This window comes from Spirosoma sp. 209 (genome assembly GCF_002006735.1).
In the GTDB taxonomy this organism is placed as follows: domain Bacteria; phylum Bacteroidota; class Bacteroidia; order Cytophagales; family Spirosomataceae; genus Spirosoma; species Spirosoma sordidisoli.
The window spans coordinates 12,567-33,442 of sequence record NZ_MVEC01000010.1; the positions used below are offsets into that span (position 1 = coordinate 12,567).

20 protein-coding genes are annotated in these 20,876 nt (G+C 53.2%); 1 reads left to right on the forward strand and 19 read right to left on the reverse strand.

Annotated features, from left to right (window positions below; genetic code table 11):
• Positions 1-77: 77 nt before the first annotated feature.
• The gene (locus tag B1C80_RS17550; RefSeq protein ID WP_077922508.1) at positions 78-2,210 is read left to right on the forward strand and encodes a S9 family peptidase; all 2,133 of its coding nucleotides are present in this window, start codon (positions 78-80) and stop codon (positions 2,208-2,210) included.
• Positions 2,211-2,435: 225 nt separating this feature from the next.
• On the opposite strand, the gene B1C80_RS17555 is transcribed toward B1C80_RS17550, so the two are convergent.
• The 19 genes from B1C80_RS17555 to mraY all read right to left on the reverse strand — a co-directional run bounded on the left by B1C80_RS17555 (position 2,436) and on the right by mraY (position 20,861).
• Positions 2,436-3,134: a DNA alkylation repair protein gene (locus B1C80_RS17555; RefSeq protein WP_077922509.1), complete on the reverse strand. Its 699-nt coding sequence runs from the start codon at positions 3,132-3,134 to the stop codon at positions 2,436-2,438.
• A 75-nt stretch (positions 3,135-3,209) separates the two neighbouring features.
• Complete coding sequence (gene ftsZ, locus B1C80_RS17560; RefSeq protein ID WP_077922510.1) at positions 3,210-4,667, reverse strand: cell division protein FtsZ; 1,458 nt, start codon at positions 4,665-4,667, stop codon at positions 3,210-3,212.
• Positions 4,668-4,754: 87 nt separating this feature from the next.
• Positions 4,755-6,170: a cell division protein FtsA gene (gene ftsA, locus B1C80_RS17565; protein WP_077922511.1), complete on the reverse strand. Its 1,416-nt coding sequence runs from the start codon at positions 6,168-6,170 to the stop codon at positions 4,755-4,757.
• Positions 6,167-6,940: a cell division protein FtsQ/DivIB gene (locus tag B1C80_RS17570; RefSeq protein ID WP_077922628.1), complete on the reverse strand. Its 774-nt coding sequence runs from the start codon at positions 6,938-6,940 to the stop codon at positions 6,167-6,169. Before B1C80_RS17570 ends, ftsA begins: the two co-directional genes overlap by 4 nt.
• 37 nt (positions 6,941-6,977) lie before the next feature.
• Entirely contained in the window at positions 6,978-8,363 is a 1,386-nt protein-coding gene (gene murC, locus B1C80_RS17575) for a UDP-N-acetylmuramate--L-alanine ligase (RefSeq protein WP_077922512.1), read from the reverse strand.
• Positions 8,360-9,454 carry an undecaprenyldiphospho-muramoylpentapeptide beta-N-acetylglucosaminyltransferase gene (gene murG / locus B1C80_RS17580; RefSeq protein ID WP_077922513.1) on the reverse strand — a complete coding sequence of 365 codons (1,095 nt, stop codon included), beginning with the start codon at positions 9,452-9,454 and terminating at the stop codon, positions 8,360-8,362. Before murG ends, murC begins: the two co-directional genes overlap by 4 nt.
• 64 nt (positions 9,455-9,518) lie before the next feature.
• Positions 9,519-10,640 carry an FtsW/RodA/SpoVE family cell cycle protein gene (locus B1C80_RS17585; protein WP_077922514.1) on the reverse strand — a complete coding sequence of 374 codons (1,122 nt, stop codon included), beginning with the start codon at positions 10,638-10,640 and terminating at the stop codon, positions 9,519-9,521.
• Between the two features lie 51 nt (positions 10,641-10,691).
• The gene (murD, locus tag B1C80_RS17590) at positions 10,692-12,047 is read right to left on the reverse strand and encodes a UDP-N-acetylmuramoyl-L-alanine--D-glutamate ligase (RefSeq protein WP_077922515.1); all 1,356 of its coding nucleotides are present in this window, start codon (positions 12,045-12,047) and stop codon (positions 10,692-10,694) included.
• An 88-nt stretch (positions 12,048-12,135) separates the two neighbouring features.
• Positions 12,136-12,468: a large-conductance mechanosensitive channel protein MscL gene (mscL, locus tag B1C80_RS17595; protein ID WP_077922516.1), complete on the reverse strand. Its 333-nt coding sequence runs from the start codon at positions 12,466-12,468 to the stop codon at positions 12,136-12,138.
• A 269-nt stretch (positions 12,469-12,737) separates the two neighbouring features.
• A complete protein-coding gene (gene mscL / locus B1C80_RS17600; RefSeq protein WP_077922517.1) occupies positions 12,738-13,058 on the reverse strand; it encodes a large conductance mechanosensitive channel protein MscL in 321 nt (106 codons plus the stop codon).
• Between the two features lie 84 nt (positions 13,059-13,142).
• Positions 13,143-14,093 (reverse strand): DUF3078 domain-containing protein, encoded by a 951-nt coding sequence (locus tag B1C80_RS17605; protein ID WP_077922629.1) that lies wholly within the window; start codon positions 14,091-14,093, stop codon positions 13,143-13,145.
• Between the two features lie 55 nt (positions 14,094-14,148).
• Positions 14,149-14,973 carry a hypothetical protein gene (locus B1C80_RS17610; protein WP_077922518.1) on the reverse strand — a complete coding sequence of 275 codons (825 nt, stop codon included), beginning with the start codon at positions 14,971-14,973 and terminating at the stop codon, positions 14,149-14,151.
• Between the two features lie 207 nt (positions 14,974-15,180).
• Positions 15,181-15,786 (reverse strand): RNA polymerase sigma factor, encoded by a 606-nt coding sequence (locus B1C80_RS17620; protein WP_077922520.1) that lies wholly within the window; start codon positions 15,784-15,786, stop codon positions 15,181-15,183.
• Between the two features lie 178 nt (positions 15,787-15,964).
• Complete coding sequence (locus tag B1C80_RS17625) at positions 15,965-16,516, reverse strand: RNA polymerase sigma factor (RefSeq protein WP_077922521.1); 552 nt, start codon at positions 16,514-16,516, stop codon at positions 15,965-15,967.
• 137 nt (positions 16,517-16,653) lie between these two features.
• Positions 16,654-17,487, reverse strand: a complete 834-nt coding sequence (gene tsf, locus B1C80_RS17630) for a translation elongation factor Ts (RefSeq protein ID WP_077922522.1) — start codon at positions 17,485-17,487, stop codon at positions 16,654-16,656.
• 200 nt (positions 17,488-17,687) lie between these two features.
• The gene (gene rpsB / locus B1C80_RS17635; RefSeq protein ID WP_077922523.1) at positions 17,688-18,533 is read right to left on the reverse strand and encodes a 30S ribosomal protein S2; all 846 of its coding nucleotides are present in this window, start codon (positions 18,531-18,533) and stop codon (positions 17,688-17,690) included.
• A 153-nt stretch (positions 18,534-18,686) separates the two neighbouring features.
• Positions 18,687-19,073, reverse strand: a complete 387-nt coding sequence (gene rpsI, locus B1C80_RS17640; RefSeq protein WP_077922524.1) for a 30S ribosomal protein S9 — start codon at positions 19,071-19,073, stop codon at positions 18,687-18,689.
• An 11-nt stretch (positions 19,074-19,084) separates the two neighbouring features.
• Complete coding sequence (rplM, locus tag B1C80_RS17645; RefSeq protein ID WP_077922525.1) at positions 19,085-19,528, reverse strand: 50S ribosomal protein L13; 444 nt, start codon at positions 19,526-19,528, stop codon at positions 19,085-19,087.
• A gap of 124 nt (positions 19,529-19,652) precedes the next feature.
• Positions 19,653-20,861, reverse strand: coding sequence for a phospho-N-acetylmuramoyl-pentapeptide-transferase (gene mraY, locus B1C80_RS17650; protein WP_077922526.1), 1,209 nt, complete (start codon positions 20,859-20,861; stop codon positions 19,653-19,655).
• Positions 20,862-20,876: the final 15 nt, after the last annotated feature.

Genomic DNA, 20,876 nt, shown 5'->3' on the forward strand with positions numbered 1-20,876 from the left:
TGTTGGCGAGTCGGCCGCATCGCCGGTGCGCGCAAACAAAGCGTATCTTTACAAACTGACCTCTTAAACGAACTGCTATGAAGGGAACGTGTTTACTGATTATTACCACCCTCACGCTGCACAGCATGACTCAGGCACAAAACGTACAGCCCCCCAGGGCCGCTATCAAGCCCAAAGAACTTACCATTCACGGTGACACCCGCGTCGATAATTACTACTACCTCAACGAGCGCGAAAATCCGGATGTAATCAACTACCTGAAGGCCGAAAACGCCTACCTGGACCAGGTGCTGGCCCCGGTAAAAGGACTGCAGGACAGACTGTTCGACGAGATGAAGGGCCGCATCAAACAGCAGGATGAATCGGTTCCCTACAAAGAAGGAGACTACTACTACTACACCCGCTACGTAACCGGTGGCGAGTACCCGATCTACTGCCGCAAAAAAGGCGCGCTGACCGGTACCGAAGAAGTCATGTTTGACGGGAACGCCCTGGCCCGCGGCCATAACTACTATCAGCTGGGCGGCTATGAGGTGTCGGACAACGACGAACTGGCCGTATTCTGCGAAGACACCGTAAGCCGACGACTCTATACACTGCGGATCAAGAACCTCAAAACCGGCCAGATCTACCCCGAGATCATACCCAATACCGAAGCAGGCAGCTTTGCCTGGGCGGCTGATAACAAGACGCTGTTCTACATCAAGAAAGACCCGCAGACGCTGCTCGGCTATCAGGTATTCCGGCACGTGCTGGGCACCAGCCCCGAGCAGGATGTGCTGGTCTACGAAGAGCCGGATAACCAGTTTTACATGGGGCTGGGCCGTTCGAAATCAAAGAAATACATCACAATCGGCGTCGATCATAATGGTGTCGCTACGGAATACCGGCTGCTCGACGCCAGCAAACCCACTGGGGCCTTTTCGGTATTTCTGCCGCGCGAGAAAGGACACGAATACGACATCGTTCATTACAAAGACAAGTTCTACGTGCGGACCAACTGGAAGGCAGAAAACTTCCGGCTCATGGAAGTGCCGGAAGGCAAAACGGCCGACCGGAACGCCTGGAAAGAAGTCATTCCGCACCGGGCCGACGTGTACCTGAGTGACCTCGACGTGTTTGCCAATCACCTCGTCCTGGGCGAACGCAAAGCAGGCCTGACCAACATTCGGATTATCAGCCAGAAACGAACCGGCGATCCGGCCAGAGCTGACTTTTACCTGCCGTTTCAGGACCCGGCCTACGTAGCAGGCATCGGCTACAACCCGGACTTCAACACGAACGTAGTGCGCTATACCTATGCGTCGCTGACCACGCCCAGCTCGACCTACGATTACAACATGGACACCCAGACCGCCACCCTGATGAAGCGTCAGGAGGTACTGGGTGGCTTCGATCCGGCCAACTACACCTCCGAGCGTATTTTCGTAACGGCCCGCGACGGTGCCAAAGTGCCGGTATCGATCGTGTACCGGAAAGGAACCAAAAAAGACGGCTCGGCACCCCTGCTGCAATACTCCTACGGCTCTTACGGTATCAACATGGAACCCAGCTTCAGCTCGACCCGCCTGAGCCTGCTGGACCGGGGGTTTATTTACGCCATGGCCCACATTCGGGGCGGTCAGGAGATGGGGCGTCGGTGGTACGAAGACGGAAAGATGCTGAAGAAGAAAAATACCTTCAACGACTTTGTCGACGTATCGCAGCACCTCATCAACCAGAAATACACCTCGCCGGATAAGCTGTTTGCTATGGGCGGCAGCGCAGGTGGTCTGCTGATGGGTGCGGTCATTAACCAGGCGCCCCAGCTCTACCGGGGCGTTGTAGCCGCCGTCCCCTTCGTCGATGTAGTCACGACTATGCTCGACGAAACCATTCCGCTCACGACGGGTGAATTTGAAGAATGGGGCAACCCCAAGCAGAAGGTTTACTACGACTACATGAAATCGTATTCGCCTTACGACAACGTCACGAAGAAAGCCTATCCCAATCTGCTCGTGACCACGGGGCTTCATGACTCGCAGGTGCAGTATTGGGAACCCGCCAAATGGGTTGCCAAACTCCGTACGCTGAAAACCGATACCAATCAGCTATTGCTCCATACCAACATGGAAGCGGGCCACGGGGGTGCTTCGGGCCGTTTCCAGGCCCTGAAAGAAATTGCGCTGGAGTACGCCTTCATGCTGAATCTGGTCGGGGTGCAGCAGTAAATAGCCATAGTGCACGACCATTGTACAGGCGTGTCGCCCTATCAGCGGCTGAAGTTCAGTACGTTCTGACAGCTACTTATTCCGTCCGGGCTGTGCTGGCAGAAGAAGATTACGTCTTGGATTTTGTGCTAATTTTTGTCGGATCGGGTGCCGGGCTAGAAGCGCACCCGATCCGACGAAACCGTCCTGTTGTTAACCAGACAGGCTGAGTACCGTGCCATCACCTTACAGCTTCAGATAATACTGCCGACGGGCGGGGTCAAATTTCTCGATGGCATAGCGTAGAGCCGTACGCGGCATCTGCCGGATGTGGTCGTGCAAAAACTCCTCCAGCGCTTCGGGGCTGCGTTTACCCACCTCGCGCAGCATCCAGCCAATTGCTTTATGAATCAGGTCGTGTTTGTGGGTCAGGAGTAGTTCGGCCAGGGCAAACGTATCCGCAAACTGTCCTTTCCGGATAAACGCCAGTGTCGACACCATGGCTATTCGCTGGCTCCAGAGGTGATCCTGCCGGGCCAGATCGTACAGCACCGATCGATCGGTATGCAGGAGATACTCGCCCAGAATAGCCGGGCAGGTCACGTCTACCAGGTCCCAGTTGTTGACATACTGTCGATTGGCCAGGTAGCGGTCGGCCAGGTCAGCCCGACCGGTTATCCCTGTTTTTCGGGCCTGATACACCCAGATAAGCAGGGCCGTCATCCGGCATTCGTGGTACGGATCGTGGAGCAGCTGCTCCACGTCATCGGCCGGTAGCAACCTGAACTGCCGCGCAATCGCATGCTGCTGCGGCATCGAGAGCCCCAGGAACTGGTCGCCCTCGCCGTACTGGCCGGGCCGGGTCTTGAAGAAACGAGCTACAAACGAAGCCCGTTCGGGTTGTTCCAGCGCCAGCAGCGCCGTCTTAACGTCGGTATGGGTCACGGCAGGGTCGGGCTTAACGCAAAAGTCCGGCAATTGCGCTACCGCAACCCCGGACTTTTGTAGGATAGTGACTAATTAATCGTTCAGTTTCGAGCGGACGAACTCATGTTCGGGTAGCATCGGCAGCGAATACAGCAGCGTCTTGTTCCGCTCGAACGTAGGCCGGTCAAGTTCGGTGGCGGTGTATTTACCATCCACAAACGTCCGGATCATCCGTTCGATCAAGTCTGCGTCGCTCGGGCGTTCATCTTCGTCGAGCAGTAAAATGCCATTTTCGTCATGCTGGTGGTTAGGCCGCATGCCCGCGCCCGGCAGCGTGTCGGGCCGGACGATGGTGGCGCCGTTATAGCCGGTTGGTGTCAGCTGCCGTTCATCGACTGCTACCACCACGCCTTCCGGTTTGGGAGCTACCACCGGGTCGATGATTACAGGATCGGCAGGGAATAGCTCGGTCGGCTCGGTCGCATCCTGTGGCTGTTCATCGATCACCTCTTCCGGCTCTTTCTCCGGCTCCGCAATGAGTTCAGGTTCAACAACCGTGTTCTTGAGCTGATCCATCAGCGTTGATGTCCCGTCGAAGCCAGCCGCAATGATCGTAACGCGCAAACTGTCGCCCAGATTCTTGTCGGTAATAGCGCCAAACTTGAACATTCGGGCTTCGGTCTGAATTTTCTTGGCTACATGCTCCGAGATGGCCATCTGCTCCTTCAGTCGCATGGCGTGTTCCTTACTCGACGAGATCGTGAGCAGAATCCGTTTAGCACCCCGAATGTCATGATCGTTGAGCAGGGGCGAGTTCAGAGCCGCTTCGATAGCGCGTAACGCCCGGTCTTCACCAGCCGCTTCGGCCGATCCCATCACCGACTGACCCGCGTTTTCCAGTACTTTCTTAACGTCGGCAAAGTCAGCGTTGATGTCGCCCTGGGTCGTGATGATTTCGGCAATACTCTTTACCGCGTTGGCCAGTACATCATCGGCATGTGCGTAGGCATCCGTCCAGGTCAGTTCGCTGTAGAGTTCGGCCAGCTTGTCGTTCAGAACGACCAGTACCGTATCGCAGCTGCGTTTCAGCTTCTCGATCCCTTCGCGAGCCTGTTCTTTTTTGTCGGTTCCTTCAAAGTAGTAGGGCGCCGTGACGACAGCTACTGTCAGAAGTCCCATTTCGCGGGCCACCTCGGCCACTACCGGCGCAGCACCGGTTCCGGTACCACCGCCCATACCCGCCGTAATGAACACCATCTTGGTCGGTGGCGCCAACAGGTTTCGGATCTCGTCGATGCTGGCACGGGCTGCATCTTCGCCCGCTTTGGCTTCGGTACCTGCTCCCAGCCCATCGCCCAGTTGCAATTTGGTTGGAACGGGGTTGTTCATGAGTGCCTGACGGTCGGTATTGCAGACGGCAAAATTGACGTCCTGCATCTTCATGTCAAACATGTGCTTGACGGCATTGCCGCCCATGCCCCCTACCCCAACCACTTTAATGATTGTCGGATTGTCATCCGGTATGTCGAATCTATAGCCCTGACTTTGCATGTGTGGGTCTGTGGTGTCTGTTTCGATAGTTGGTACTGCCTGAATGCAAATGAACCGGCTTGGGGCCGGTCTCCCCTCGCGGGTCGGTTAATAGGGGTCGGTTTCGTTACCGCGAATCGGTCGCGTTACCTTACGGAGCCAGCCCAGCAAACCTCCGCCCTCTTCGGGCGCCTTCTCGGGGACAGGTGCTTTCTCTACCTTCTCGCGCACCGGCGTTGGTGGCGGACCGTATGTCGGCTGGCGGGTTGGCACGTTGGCTGGCTCGTCGTTATAGGCGGCCCGGTTGGGATCGCTGATAAACGAAATCCGATTATCAATGGTCTTATAACCAGCCCACACCAGACCCACGGCCGTAGCATAGGCAGGGTCGCCCACCAGATCGGCCCGACCGTTGGGTTCCAGATGCTCGGGATAGCCAACGCGCACTTCTTCAACGCCCGTTACCCGCCCAAATATCTGCTCAACGCCGGGAATCAGCGCCGTACCGCCGGTCAGGACAAGCCCGCCCAGTAGTTTGCCTTCGTAGCCCGACCGAATGATTTCAGCCTGGATCAACGCAGCAATTTCGCGCAGACGATCTTCGATAATAACCGCTACATTCTTCAGTAAAACATCTTTAGGACGCCGGTTGCTCAGACCCGGTACCGCCACCACTTCGTTGAGATTGTACTCACCCGGTATGGCACTGCCGAACTTGCGCTTGAGCTGCTCCGCCTGATTGGGCAGAATTTTACAGCCCGCCTGAATATCGGACGTCAGGCTGTTACCGGCCCACGGGAACACCGCCACATGACGAAGCACGTTGCGGTAATAAATAGCCAGTTCGGTCGTGCCACCACCAATATCGACCAGGGCCACGCCGGCGTATTTTTCTTCATCAGTCAGTACCGCCAGGCCCGACGCCAGGGCCGACAGCATCATCGTTTCCTGCTCCAGATTGTTTCGGGTAATGCACTTGCGTACGTTACGGGCCGCGTTGGCCTGCGCCGTAATGAGCTGAAAATCGGCCCCGAGCTTTACGCCGTTACGACCAACCGGCTGATTGATATTCGATTCGTTATCGACCATGAAATCCATGGGCAACACGTGAATAATCTCTTTATCGGCCGGAATTGACGTACGGTTTCGGTACATATCGCTCAGGAGGTGATCGATATCCTCAATCTGAACTTCATCACCCATCGACGAGCGCGTGATGTTGCCATTCGCCTTGATCGACGTCACGTGTGCTCCGCTAAAGCTAACGTTGACCGAGTGAATGTTCAGGTTCGACTGGTTCGATGCTTCGGCTACGGCGCGCCGGATGGCGTTTACCGTGTTGTTGACGTTAACCACCGACCCTTTCGTAACCCCATCGGCCAGAGCGGTTTCTCCCACGCCCAGTACTTCAAGCGTTTCCTGTTCTCTGTTGTTACGAACCAACCGGCCAGCCACCGCACACACTTTGGTGCTGCCGATGTCGAGCCCGACCACAATTTTCTCGTCACTTCCCGTTGTTGTCATTCGCACACGATTTGATTTCGGTACTGAACGTTTACCCGGCTGTAGCGATCCCATCCCTTAGCCGGTAAAACGTCGGTATATACTAACTTCAATTTCTTAAACTTCGCATCCAGATCGGTTGGCAAGCCAAGCTCGATTCGGTGGTTTCCCACCTGCGGCCACATGGTTACCTCGCCCTGCTCATCGACCGACAGTTCGGCGATCTGCGCCCGCCAGAGCGGGTCGTCGGCAATGTACCGAAGCAGGCCAAGTAAAGGCTGGTTCCGTTCGCTGGCCAGCGAGCGGTTCCGTTTAAAATACGGCCCGGTCAGGATAGGCACACGAGCGGTATAATTCATCGAGATCGGAAAGAACCGACCTTCTTCGCTAATGTACTGCCCCGAGACGGTCCGAACCCCTTCGCTGTCTGTCATCAAACGAGCAACAGGCCTGGGCTGTTCAACACTGACGAGTAGATTTCCCATTAAGTCTCGGGATACCTGACAAGTTTTTACCAGCCCATGCTGCCGTAAGCGAACTTCCAGCTGCCGAAAATCAACCTCTTCGTACTGTTTACCAATTACCGGGTCAGCTCCGCCGTTTGTTAAGTACCCCGTCACGTCCCGACGCGTCAGAAACTGGTGACCGTCAACCTGATTAAGTTTTACAACCACCGCACGAACCCGTTTTTGATCCTGCCGCACTTCGGTGAAGGCGATCAGACCAAGCAACGTGACAAGCCCGCCGGCCATGTAAAACCACTTCCTGGTTGATTTAAAGGTAGAAAACATCTGCGTATAAGCTAAGTCATTATCCAACTATTTTTATCTATTGGTCTATTAATGCTGATTTCAGTGCCGGCAGTTGCTGATCAATGTCGCCCGCTCCGATCGTGACCAGCAAAGAAGGCTTCATATCCCGCACAACGCCTGCCAATTCAGCTTTGGTACTTTGTCGTTTGGTTTTCGATTGTACCGCCCGAAATATCAGATCTGACGTTACTCCTTCGATCGGTAATTCCCGCGCCGGATAAATATCCAGCAGAATCACATGATCGGCCAGCGACAGACTTTCGGCGAACCCTTCGGCAAAATCACGCGTGCGGCTGAAGAGGTGAGGCTGGAAAACAGCCGTCAGCTCCCGATCCGGATACAGCGCTTTTACCGACGACAAAAAGGCTCTAACTTCTTCAGGATGATGCGCATAATCATCGATCAGAACCGCATCGTCTGTTTTGAGAATGTACTCGAATCGCCGACGAACACCCCGGTACGTATTCAATGCCGAACGAATGGCTTCTGCCGATACACCCAGCTCCAGCGCAACCGCGCCAGCCGCCACAGCGTTCTCAACATTGTGAAAACCAGGAACCGTCAGGCGAATATCGGTAATTACACCGTTCGGATACACAAGGTCGAAAACAAAAGCTGCATTTTCTATTTTTAGATTCTGACTACAATAGTCGCCTTTTTGTAACGAATACTCCTTAACGGTAGCATTTGTCTGGTCAGCCAGCGTCAGGCCCTGTTTCATAAACAGCACACCATCATCCGCAATCTGGCTGACGAACAGCCCGAATGATTCGAGGACAGCATCGTGCGCCCCGTAAATATCGAGGTGGTCGGCATCGGTCGACGTAACGATGGCCAGCTGTGGGTACAGCGTCAGAAACGACCGGTCAAACTCGTCGGCCTCGACAACGCAAACCACCTCCCGCAGATCATCGGCGGGTTCGTTGAGCAGAAAATTGGTATTGTAATTATTGGTGATCCCTCCCAGAAAAGCCGCGCAGTTTACCCCCGAATCGCGCAGGATATGAGCGACCATCGACGAGGTAGTGGTTTTTCCGTGTGTACCGGCCACCCCAACGGTTTTCATTTGACCGGCCAGCAGGCCCAGTACCTGCGAACGTTTCTGCAGGGTAAACCCATGATCTGTCAGGTAGATGTATTCGGCATGTGTGTTGGGTACAGCCGGCGTATAAACGACCAGCGTCTGGGCCGGGTTGGCCAGAAACTCGGCCGGAATCTGTTGCGTATCCTCGGTAAAATGGATGGCCATACCTTCGGCCTCCAGCGCATTGGTCAGGGCGGTGGGGGTTCGGTCATACCCGGCCACCTCGTAGCCGTTGATCCGAAACCAGCGTGCCAGGGCACTCATACCGATTCCGCCTATACCCAGAAAATAGATGTACTTGAACTGATCCAGACTCATCGTTTCATTAGATTTACTACTTCTTCCGCAATCTCGCGGGCTGCATCTGGCCTGGCCAGGGTTTTGATAGCGGTTCGCAACTGCTGGCGCTGGGCCGGGTTGTTCAGTAGCGCCAGCGCAGCCGGAATCAGATCGGTACGAGCCGCCTGATCACGCACCAGCAGAGCTGCATCCCGATCAACCAGCGCCATGGCGTTTTTGGTCTGATGATCTTCGGCTGCCGCCGGAAACGGTACCAGAATAGCCGGTCGCCCTACCAGACACAACTCCGACACCGACAGCGCCCCCGCCCGCGATACAACCGCGTCGGCTACGGCATAGGCTTTATCCATGTCGTAGATAAAGTCATACGCTTTTACCAGCGATGACCCTACGGTGGCTACGGCCTTCCGGGCGCGCTCAATAAAAGCGGGGCCTGTTTGCCAGACTACCTGAATGCCGGCATCGACAAACTGCGTCAGTCCGGCCTCCATCGCTTCGTTGATCGTTCGGGCGCCCTGGCTACCGCCAATAACGAGCAAAGTGGGGCGGGTGGCTTCCAGCCCGAACAGCTGCTGCCCCGCGCTGACCTGCTGATCGGCAAACTGGATGTCGCTCCGAACCGGGTTCCCCGTCATCCTGATTTTAGCGGCCGGGAAAAATGCCTCCATACCGGGGTAGGCCACACAGATCCGTTCGGCCCAGCGGGCCAGTACTTTATTGGTTAGCCCGGCATAGGAATTCTGCTCCTGAATAAGCGTTGGAACACCGGCCATAGACGCAGCCAGCAGCAAAGGGCCACTGGCATAGCCACCAACGCCAACGGCTGCATCAGGCCGAAAGGTCCGTACGATCTGGCGGGCCCGGAATAGGCTCTGACCCAGTTTCACCGGAAAAATCAGGTTCTCCAGCGTCAGCTCGCGCTTGATTCCCACAACGGGCAACCCCTCGATGGGGTAGCCGGCGCGGGGCACCTTTTCCATCTCCATTTTACCTTCGGCCCCCACGAACAAAATGTCGGTGGTCGCATCCAGGCGTTTCAGTTCGTTGGCGATAGCAATAGCCGGGTAAATATGCCCGCCTGTTCCACCCCCACTGATTATAATTCTCATAGCTATTCCTGACAGGTAGCGGTAAGCTGGCTGTTCAGCGGGTGAAGCGGCCAGCTTACGACTCCTAGATTTTACTCTCGTCTACCTCTTCCCGACTCACGCTCAGCACAATACCAATGGCCAGGCCCGTAAATATGAGCGAGGTTCCTCCCATGCTCAATAAGGGCAGCGGTTGTCCCGTAACCGGAGCCAGCCCGATAGCGACACAAACACTGGCAAAAGCCTGGAAAACAATACTGAAGGTTAGCCCGGCAGAGAGTAGCCCCCCAAACGGTCGGGAGGCTTTCTGTAGTGTTTTCATACCACGCCAGAGGAACCACAGGTACGCCAGCACCACCGGAATACCGCCCAGCAGCAATCCATATTCTTCAACGATGATGGCGTAGATGAAATCCGAAAATGGGTTGGGCAGGGTGTTGCGCTGGTGACTGTTGCCAGGCCCCTGCCCGGTCAGGCCGCCATTGGCCAGGGCAATGTACGACTGCTCGACCTGATAGACGATGGTGTCGGAATCCATGAAATTCTTCATCCGGTTGGTAGCCGTTCCGAAGCGTTCGCCGAAGAACAGACCGATGCCGCCAAAGAATACGCAAACGCCCACCATGATGATCAGGTAGCGAACCGGCACCCGGCCAATGTACATCAGCAGAAAACAGGTAAAACCCAGCAGCAGGGCCGTAGAGGTGTTCGACAGGATAATCAGCGAGCAGATCAGCCCGATCCAGATGATAATGTTGAACAGGACGGTTGGGTCGCTCATGAACCGCTGCCGCTTGGCCAGCATAGCAGCCAGATTCGAGATCAGCGCCAGCTTGGCCAGATCGGAGGGCTGAAACGTCTGGTTGATGATCGGAATCGTTACCCAGCGAGAGGCATCGTTCAGGGTCGACCCCTTGAAAAATGCCCATAACAACAGCGGAATAGACAACCACAGCCCGAACTTGGACAGGCGGGCGTAGTAGACATAGTTGATCTTATGCGCAAAGTACGTGCAGGCCAGACCGACCAGCAGCAGTGAACCATGTTTCAGCAGAAACACTTCGGTGTTGCCGTCCAGCTCCCGAAACGCCTTGGTACCGGTAGCGCTGTACACCACCAGTACGCTCATGATCGACAGATAAAGCACGATCCACCAGATCTGGCGATCCCCTTTTAGATGTGTACGAATCCAGTCGCGAAGGAACATGAGTTTGAGGGATGAGGGATGAGCAATATACGATGAGCGAGTTGGCTTCGGTTACGTATTGCCGGCCAGTACATTTTTTACGGCTGCCTTAAACTGGTTGCCCCGGTCTACGTAATTTCTGAACAGATCGAAGCTGGCGCAGGCTGGCGAAAGCAGTACAATATCTCCGGGTTCGGCCAGCGCCAGGCCCATCGATACGGCTTCCTCTACGCTGCGGGTCTCCTGAATAGACGGCACGACCGGGCCGAAGTAATCTGTCAGTTTATGATTATCGACGCCCAGGCAAATCAGCGCCTTTACCTTCTGTCGAACCAGATTAGCTAACTGGCTGTAGTCATTACCTTTATCCTGCCCACCTGCAATCCAGACGGTTGGCGCGTCCATGCTGGCCAGCGCATAGTATACCGAATCGACATTAGTCGCTTTCGAGTCGTTGATGAACCGAACCCCCCGAATCGTACCGGCAGGTTCCATACGGTGTTCTGCGTTCGCGAACGTGCGTAACCCCTCGGCAATGGCCTCGTCTGACACGCCGACCGACTGTGCCGCCAGGATAGCCGCCAGGGCATTGATGGCGTTATGCGGTCCGCGCAGCGTTGTTTCGGCCTGCGGCATCTGAAACGTATGGCCGTTGCGAATGGCCGTCAGGGTGTTGTCCAGAAAATACCCCCCTTCCTCCACCGGGTTCTCCAGCGAAATGGGTAGTTGGGCGATAGCCGGATTTCGTTTGGCCAGTTCGGTCTGTATAGGCTGACTCTCGGCAAAATAGATGAATGTATCGTCGGGACGGGCGTTTTGCAGAATCCGGAATTTGGAATCTACATAGTTCTGAAAAACGTACCCGTAGCGGTCGAGGTGATCAGGAGTGATGTTGAGCAATACCCGCACGTCGAGATGAGTCTGCTCCATATCGTCGAGCTGGAAGCTGCTTAGCTCGAGCACAAAATAATCGAACGTGTCGTCGATAACCTGCGCGGCAAAGCTATCGCCCACGTTTCCGGCCAGGCCTACATTGTAACCCGCTGTTTTCAGCAGATGATACGTCAGCAGGGTTGTGGTTGTTTTGCCGTTGCTCCCGGTAATACCGATCAAACGGGCCTTTGTATAGCGGGCAGCAAACTCAATTTCGGATATAACGGGCGTTCCCTGCGCCCGTAGTTTTTCGACCAGCGGCACCGTTGCCGGAATACCGGGACTTTTGATCACTTCCGAAGCCGCCAGAATACGGGCTTCGGTGTGCTGATTTTCCTCGAACGGAATCTGGGCGGCTTCGAGCGTAGCCCGGTAACTGTCTTTCAGTGAGCCTTTATCCGACAAAAAGACCTCAAACCCTTTCGCCTGAGCCAGCAGGGCCGCGCCGACTCCACTCTCTCCCCCGCCTAAAATGACTATTTTCTTTGCTGACATGATAACGACGTACTACTGGCAAAATAACGCATAAAACAAAAGCTCCCCGAATGTCCGGAAAGCTTTTACCCTAAGTTTTGCCGTAACGCTACTCTTTCGCGGCCAGTGACTCAGACAGCCGCAACCGGTTGGCCAGCTTGACGATCAGAAAAATGACCCAGGCAATCAGCACAAACTGGATAACTATATTCAGAAAATTACCGTAGCGGATGGCCACTTCGGGGCTGGTTCCTGCGGCTTCTTTGAGCACAAGCTTGAGCTGACTGAAATCGATACCGCCAATGAGTAGCCCCAGAATAGGGTTAATGATATCTTCAACCAGCGATGTGGTGATTTTGCCGAAAGCAGCACCAATGACAACCCCGACAGCCAGATCGAGTACATTACCCTGGGCGATAAATGTGCGAAATTCTCTTAGCATACAGATGACTGATTTTAGTTTACTAATTGAATAGATCAAAGGTACTAAATGCAACATACTGATCTGCGCACAACTAACCAAGTAAAATTACTTTTTTAAAAAAGTTGGTACCTTACAGCCAGGTAAACCATTCTCATTCACTACCCGGGAGGGTTTTGCCGCGTGCTGATTGCGGTCAAGACGTCGTTCCGATCAGCAGTTGACCAGACGGCATAAAAAAACCCTCCGGCCAAGCGGAGGGTTGCTGACAGGCAGATAGCCATAGACTTTTATGCGTTCGGTACCTGGCGGCTTCGGTTCGCAGCTTTTACAATCAGGAAGATAACCCAGGCGATCAGCACAAACTGAATAATTGTATTCAGAAAATTACCGTACCGAATAGCCACTTCGGGCGCTGTACCAACGGCTTCCTTCAACACAATCTTCATCTCTTTAAAGTCGCCCCCCCCCAATACCAGGCCAATAATTGGGTTGAGTATATCTTCGATCAGCGATGTGATGATTTTGCCGAAAGCGGCACCAATAACAACCCCGACGGCCAGATCGAGTACGTTACCCTGCGCAATGAATGTGCGAAATTCCTTTATCATGATACAAGTGGGAGTTTAGGTGGTACTAGCAGATACGGCTTCTTTGACGCAGCTTGACCAACCTGGTAACCACCCCGCCCCTTGTCATTTCTTCCGAAACGTCGTCACGTTGTAGACGAGTCCGATACCCAGCGTCTGCTGGAGTTGCCAGTCGCTGGAGAAATCTTTGTCGAACAGGGCAATTATGCCCAGGGTCGTACTGATGTATCGACTGACTTTGGCGGTGAGAATGATATCAACGCGATGATCGATGGCATTGAGGGTCTGGTAGTTGGCAAACAGGAGGTATTTGGCGTTGATGCTTACGTTCTCGCTCAGATTGCGGGTCAGAGCCGCCTGCAGTTGTAAGGCCAGCCATTCGGTACGAATGCTTCGTCCCGGCTCAACGCCATAGACCGTCGCATTGGGGTCGCGCACCGGGATTTTATCGGCCCCCTCCCGGAAACGGACGCTCTGGTCGGCCAGGAACGTAAACCGTGGCGCAAACGGGCTCACCCGCAAGGCAAACCAGTCGTTCGGCTTGTAGGCCAGGCCCCAGGCTATAGTTAGCTGACCGGGCGCCAGAAAATTAGCTACTTTGAAACGTGTCTGACCGGGCGCCAACCCCGTGTATCGATAGCCTGACGTAAAAAACGACGTGAATGTACCCGACCCAAACATGTCCCACTTGGGCGAGATTTTATAGCCAGCTACCGAATTCAGCAAAATCTGATCGGCGGCTTTTCGGGTCAACCCCGCCTGCGTCACAAACCCTAACTGAAGATCGGCGGTATTGTCCCACGACCATCGTTCTTTTTCGTACAGCGCCCGCGCGGCAACGACGGCTCCGAGGGCTACCGAGTTGACCCCACCCCCCGTCCAGTTATTGAACGAGGCCTGGTTAAAATTGACACCTCCGCTAAACGAACGCTGCCAGTAGGATGTATCGGGTTTTATGGCTACGGTATCTTTGAAGTTGGCGACAATTGTTGAGTCCTGCGCCTGTGCAGGCTGACAGGCAAGCCAGCCCAGTAGTAAATAGACGTAGTGTTTCATACCTATAGATTTGGCCGTTTGGACGTCATTCAGCCCCAAAGGCAACGGATTCATGTTAATAAATCTCTACTTTTTTTGTCTGTAATAGTTGCAGCGGGAATACCGTTGTGGTCTGATCAGTCTGGAGCGTTATCGATGTCGTATCGATCCTGGTAATCTGTCCCTTCACCCCGTCGATCTCAATGGTTTGTCCTTCCTGATACTTGTTTTTTGTATAGAAGGCAGACAATATGTTGGCCATCAGATCCCGCGACGCTATGCCATACCCGAAGGCAAAGGCAAAAATGACGCCACCGATCATCAGGTTGAAGCTGGACTCGAGCAGTTCCGTATTGATACCAGCCTGACCCAGCGCACTGATCAGCGTAATCAGGAGAAAGAAAACGAATACAATCGTTCCCAGCAGGCGACCCGATGCGATTTTGAACGACTCACAAACGCTAATAACTGCACCTCTTATTGCATCGGCCAGTAACACGCCTACCTGCAGCATAATGGCGGCCGCAATCAGTTTAGGAATGAAGTTTACCAGCGACGATACCATGTCTGTGATGGCCGCTACGCCCAACGTTTCGGTTGCCGCTGTAATAAACACGAGCAGAATAAAGTAATAAAGGATTTTCGCTACGATCTCGCTCAGCTTTATTTCCGTTTTGAGCTGCTTGATGATGCTGATTTCGTTCAGGCGCTCACCAATTTTATCGAAGCCAACCCGGGCCAACACTCGCCTGACCACAAAAGCAGTCAGACGCGCCACGGCGATGCCGATGATCAGAATAACCAATGCGCCCAGTAAGCGCGGTACAAACTGAATAAACTGATCGATCAGCGTCTGAAAAGTCGTCCGAAGAACCTCTGTCAGGTTGGGTAATTGTTTCATAATTAAAAAGATTGGCCAGAATTAGCGACCGGAGGGTCAGCCAGTACAGAGGCTGCTTTAAAGAATTCGCCCACGTACAGTTCGATAACTGTCATTGTGTCGCGAATCAGATCAATTTCGGATATTAGTTGCTCCCGCAGTTCGGGTGGGCACGTGGCATCGGGCTCGATTGCCAGGAAAGGATTTGGTTCATCCATACTGATACGGTCAACGAATGGGCCAGCGGAGCAATACCGCTACTTTAAGTGCCAGAAGCAACCAGAATACAACCGCTTCGAGGTAATATTTGCGCAGTTTATCACGCGAACGCTTCAGCCGCATTTTCACCGCGCTTTCGGTCAGACCACTCACCTCCGCAATATCCCGGAGGCTGGCCCCATCCTGATACTTCATTAGCAGCATGGTCCGTTCTTCGTAAGGCATTTTCTCCAGCGCCCACTTGAGTTTCCGGGCTTCAAATTCGGCCAGCTCAGCGAGTTCGTCGTCCTGTGAATTATCGATCCGATCCCAGCCTTCATCAATGTGTACTTCCGTATGCCGTTGCGCCGACCGTATGTAGTCTGCACAGTGATTGTAGGTTATGGAATAAAGCCAGGTCGAAAACTTCGATTGTTCTTTGAAGCTGCCCAGTTTGAGCACCAGCTTTAAAAAGACATCATGAGTAAGGTCTTCGGCCTGCGCCGGCGATTTGCTAAATGACAGACACTTGCGATACACTTTATCGCAATAGCGTTCGTACAATTGCTCGAAGTACTCATTTCGCTGGGTCTCCGTGTAACGACGCACCAATTCTTCATCCGAGTAGTCAGCCATACGGTGGTTATAACCTGTCTAAGACTTGAATTAGCCAGAAAGTAACGGTCTATTACTCACCGATACTCAAATAATCCCATGGGATTAGCAGCAAAAAAGCCCGACTGGAGCAGCCGGGCTTTTTTGCGAAATAGTATACTCTGTTTGTCTACACATCGATCTTCGACGGCTGGCGGGTTTAATCGTTTTGCCAATAGTACTGACGCAGGCGATCACGGGATCGTTTCAGACGCATCTTCACCGCGCTTTCGGTTAGCGCATGCTGCATTGCCAGTTCCTTTACGCTGATACCATCCTGATACCGCTGATGAAGCAGCATCTGCTCGTCAGCGCTCAAACAGGTCATGGCCCGATGAATTCGGCGGGCTATCTGCTCTTCCTGCTCGGCTATACCATCATCGGCACTGACATCCAGCGTATCCCAGTCGTTATCGCCAGTCAGCGCCTGCCGTTTGTTGGCGCCCCTGATCTGATCAGTACAATAATTATGCGTTACCGAGTATAACCAGGTCGAGAACCGGGCCTGGTGTTTGTAACTGTCAAGCCGGGTCATCAACCGCAGAAAAATGTCCTGGGTTAAATCCTGAGCCTGTACGTCATCTTTTGTAAACGAAAGGCACTTACGATGTACTTTATGGCAATAGCGTTCATACAATTGCTCAAAGTAGTCATTCTGGTGGGTTTCGAGGTAATTGTTGACCAATTCCTCGTCAGTTAACTTTTGTTTCATAAAGTTACTGTGGGTTACTCGGTAAATTTAGTTAAATAATTTCATGTACGTAGGTCATTAAGTTGTCAGATTGAATAAAAACAAAAATACCCGGCTCAAAAGCCGGGTATCTACTAAACGGTAGTTAACTACTTATTTTATCCTATTGCAACACGTTTGAAGGCTGAAACCGTCAGCCCTTTGCTGGTTTTCTCCAGCAGCTGTGCAATAGTAAGCGAGCTATCTTTTACAAACTCCTGATTCAGAAGGGTGTTCTCTTTGTAGAACTTGTTAAGCTTACCCATCGCGATCTTCTCCAGCATAGCTTCAGGCTTTCCTTCCTGACGAGCCTGCTCTTTACCAATCTCAATCTCACGCTCAACAATGGTAGCATCGACGCCATCCTTGTCAAGAGCAACGGGCTTCATCGCTGCAATCTGCATAGCTACGTCCTTACCTACTTCGGTCACGTCGGTACCGTTCGTGTTGGTCAATCCAACCAGCACACCCAGTTTACCGTTCGAGTGAATGTACGATACCACTTTGTCGGCCGAAACGGTTTCGAACGAAGCGACATCGATTTTCTCGCCGATCTTACCCATCAGATCCGTGATATGATCCTGCAGGGCGCGACCATCGGCCTGGGGGGTTGCCAGCAGCGTTTCCTTATTCGCAGCGTTGGTAGCAACAGCCGTGCTCATAACGGCCATGGCCAGATTCTGGAAATCGGCTACTTTCGATACGGGTTCGGTTTCGCAGGCCAGGGCAATCACTTTGCCGGTTTTGCCATCTTCGCTAACGTGAGCCAGTACGATACCTTCTGCAGTAGCGTTGTCGGCCCGTTTGTCGGCTATTTTCTGACCCTGCTTGCGCAGAATCTCTTTGGCTTTTTCAAAATCGCCGTCGGCTTCGGTGAGGGCCTTTTTGCAATCCATCATCCCGGCTCCGGTCTCTTGCCGAAGTTTGTTTACGTCAGCAGCAGTAATTGCCATTGTAAAAAACGGTTTTCAGTTGTTAATTTTTCGATTCACAAAGCCGCCTGTTATTAACATAACGGTAAATTTCTTTTTATCAGAAAATAGCCCATAGCGGCTGCTACGGGCTATTTTCTGATGTTGATGTCGGGTATCAGTCGGTCGGCTATCAGCAGCCGTAGCACCAAACCGCCGGAACCGGTATACCGTCAATCAGTTTATGCATCCTGCTCATCTTCAGCAACAGCGGCTGGCGAGCCGGTTGCTTCGGGCTGATCAGCCAGTTTGCTCTCGTCTTCGGCGCGGGCCTGCACAACGTCTTCGTTACGCTTGGCTTCTTCCTCTTCCTGAACGCGCTGGTCGTCTTTATCCTGTTTGCGCTCCATCAGCCCTTCTTCGATGGCCCGGCCAATGGCCAGCGTAATCAGAGCGATAGATTTGTACGCATCATCGTTGGCTGGGATCGCGAAATCTACTTCCTCGGGGTTCGAGTTGGTATCGCACATAGCAAAAACCGGAATACCCAGACGGTGTGCTTCCGATACGGCAATGTGCTCACGCTTTACGTCGACAACGAACAGAGCAGCTGGCAGGCGGGTCAGGTCGGCAATACCGCCCAGTACGCGCTCCAGTTTCTCTTTATCGCGGGTTTTGGTCAAACGCTCGCGCTTGGCAATGCTCTTGACGGTCTCCTCGTCTTTCAGCATTTTGTCCAGCGTCTGCATTTTTTTCAGCGACTTTCGGATGGTTGCGAAGTTGGTGAGCATACCGCCCTGCCAGCGGTCAGTCACGTACGGCATTTTCAGGCGACGCGCTTCTTCCGAAACGATTTCCTGAGCCTGCTTCTTCGTAGCCACGAACATCACTTTCCGACCCGAGCGTACAATGCCTTTGATGGCGTTGCAGGCTTCATCGAGTGCCGCAACCGTTTTGTTAAGGTCAATAATGTGGATGCCGTTTTTCTCCATGAAGATATACGGAGCCATCCGGGGGTCCCACTTCCGCGTTAAGTGGCCAAAGTGCACACCAGCGTCGAGGAGGTCTTTATATTCGATTTGTGCCATTTCAGACTTTGAAAATGAATGTTGTTAAAAATACGCAGCACCACCCGTCGGCATCATCTAAGGGTAGTCTGGACAATTTTAAATGAATAATGTGTAATGAAAAATAGGCTTACAGGACTGTAACGGCATTGTTCATTATACATTTTCCATTGATTAGCGTTTCGAGAACTGGAACCGACGACGAGCCTTGGCGCGACCGTATTTTTTCCGTTCTACCATACGCGAATCCCGGGTCAGGAAGCCTTCTTTCTTGAGGGCAGGGCGGAACTCGGCGTTCAGTTCGACCAGTGCGCGGGCAATGGCCATACGGGTTGCTTCAGCCTGACCGGCTACACCACCACCACGAACATTGACCTTCACGTCGTAGCCACCTACGCCGTTTACCGTTGCGAACGGCTGGTTCAGAATGATTTGCAACACTTCGGTGGGAAAATACTGCTTGTAGTCTTTTCCGTTCACCGTGATGGCCCCGCTGCCTGCCGACATGTAGATGCGGCTGATGGCAGTCTTCCGGCGACCAATGGTATTAATACGATCCATTCGGCTGTGACTTAGAATTTAACGACTGTGGGTTGCTGAGCCTCATGCGGGTGCTGATCCCCGGCGTATACGTGCAGGTTGGTAAACAACCGACGGCCTAACCGATTTTTAGGCAACATGCCTTTAACGGCGTGCTCGATGATGCGCTGAGGATGCTTTTCGAGCAGGATACGGGGCGACGCGAAGCGCTGACCACCGGGGTAGCCGGTGTGGCGAACGTAGACTTTGTCGGTCATCTTGGCGCCGGTCAGACGAACCTTCTCGGCATTGATGACGATTACGTTATCTCCACAGTCAACGTGGGGCGTAAAGTTGGTTTTGTGTTTGCCGCGAATCAGGCGTGCGATCTGGCTGGCCAGCCGACCTAACACCTCACCCTGAGCGTCAACCACAACCCATTCTTTCTGCGCCGTTTCTTTGTTGGCAGAGATGGTTTTGTAACTGAGCGTATTCACTGTTATGGAGACTAATTGGTTGATTTCTAATGATTTGCTTACGCAAAAAACACTCCCGTCCTGAAACGGGAGTGCAAATATAGGCGGTATACTGCTGAAATACAAGGGAGTGACTGAAAATCCTCTACCGGAGCTTCAGGGTGGCCAGCGCAAGCACGGCCAGAATGATAGCAATGATCCAGAAACGGGTAACGATTTTTGCTTCGTGGTATCCTTTCTTCTGGAAATGGTGATGCAGGGGCGACATCAGGAAAATACGCCTGCCCTCGCCATACCTCTGTTTCGTGTATTTGAAATAACTGACCTGCATAATGACCGATATGTTTTCGATCAGGAAAATACCGCAGACAATAGGAATAAGCAGCTCTTTTCGAATGGCCAGAAACAGAACCGCAATGACGCCCCCCAGCATCAGGCTGCCCGTATCGCCCATGAACACCTGCGCCGGGTACGAATTGTACCATAGAAACCCAACGCAGGCCCCCACAAAAGCCGCGCAGAAAATCACCAGTTCACCCGAGTTGGGGATGTACATGATGTTTAGGTACTGGGAAAATACTTTGTTACCCGACAGGTAGGCCAGCACCCCGATGGTCAGCCCGATAATAACCGATGTACCGGCCGCCAGCCCGTCAATGCCATCGGTAATATTGGCGCCATTCGATACGGCCGTGATGATGAAGATGCAGACCAGCACATATACGATCCAGGTATACTCGTCGGGTAGTACGCCGAACAGCAGGGAGCTGTAGTCGAATTCGTTATTCTTCAGAAACGGTACCGTTGTCAGCGTCGACTTAACGTCGGTGTACACGTCCGGTACGTTGGATGTGCTCAGCAGCCGGGGGGCATAAATACGTATCTTCACGTATTCGTTGAAGTACAGCGTCAGGCCAACGATCAATCCCAGACCAACCTGCCCAACTACTTTGAACTTCCCCTCCAGTCCTTCTTTATTCTTCTTGAAAACTTTGATGTAATCGTCGAGGAAGCCGATCAGCCCGGTCCATACGGTCGATACCAGCGCCAGTACCACATACACATTCGATAACTTGGCAAACAGCAGCGCCGGAATCAGCAAAGACGACAGGATGATGAACCCACCCATCGTAGGCGTACCGCGCTTCTGCATTTGCCCTTCCAGCCCCAGATCCCGAATCGATTCGCCGATTTGCAGCGTACGTAGTTTATCGATGATACGCCGGCCGAAAATGGCCGCAATCAGCAGCGAGGTGATGACCGCCCCCAGCGCCCGAAACGAGATGTATTGAAATACCCCGGCCCCCGGAAAGTTGTACCGTTCGTCTAAAAATTGGAAAAGGTAATACAGCATACACGAAATGAGTGA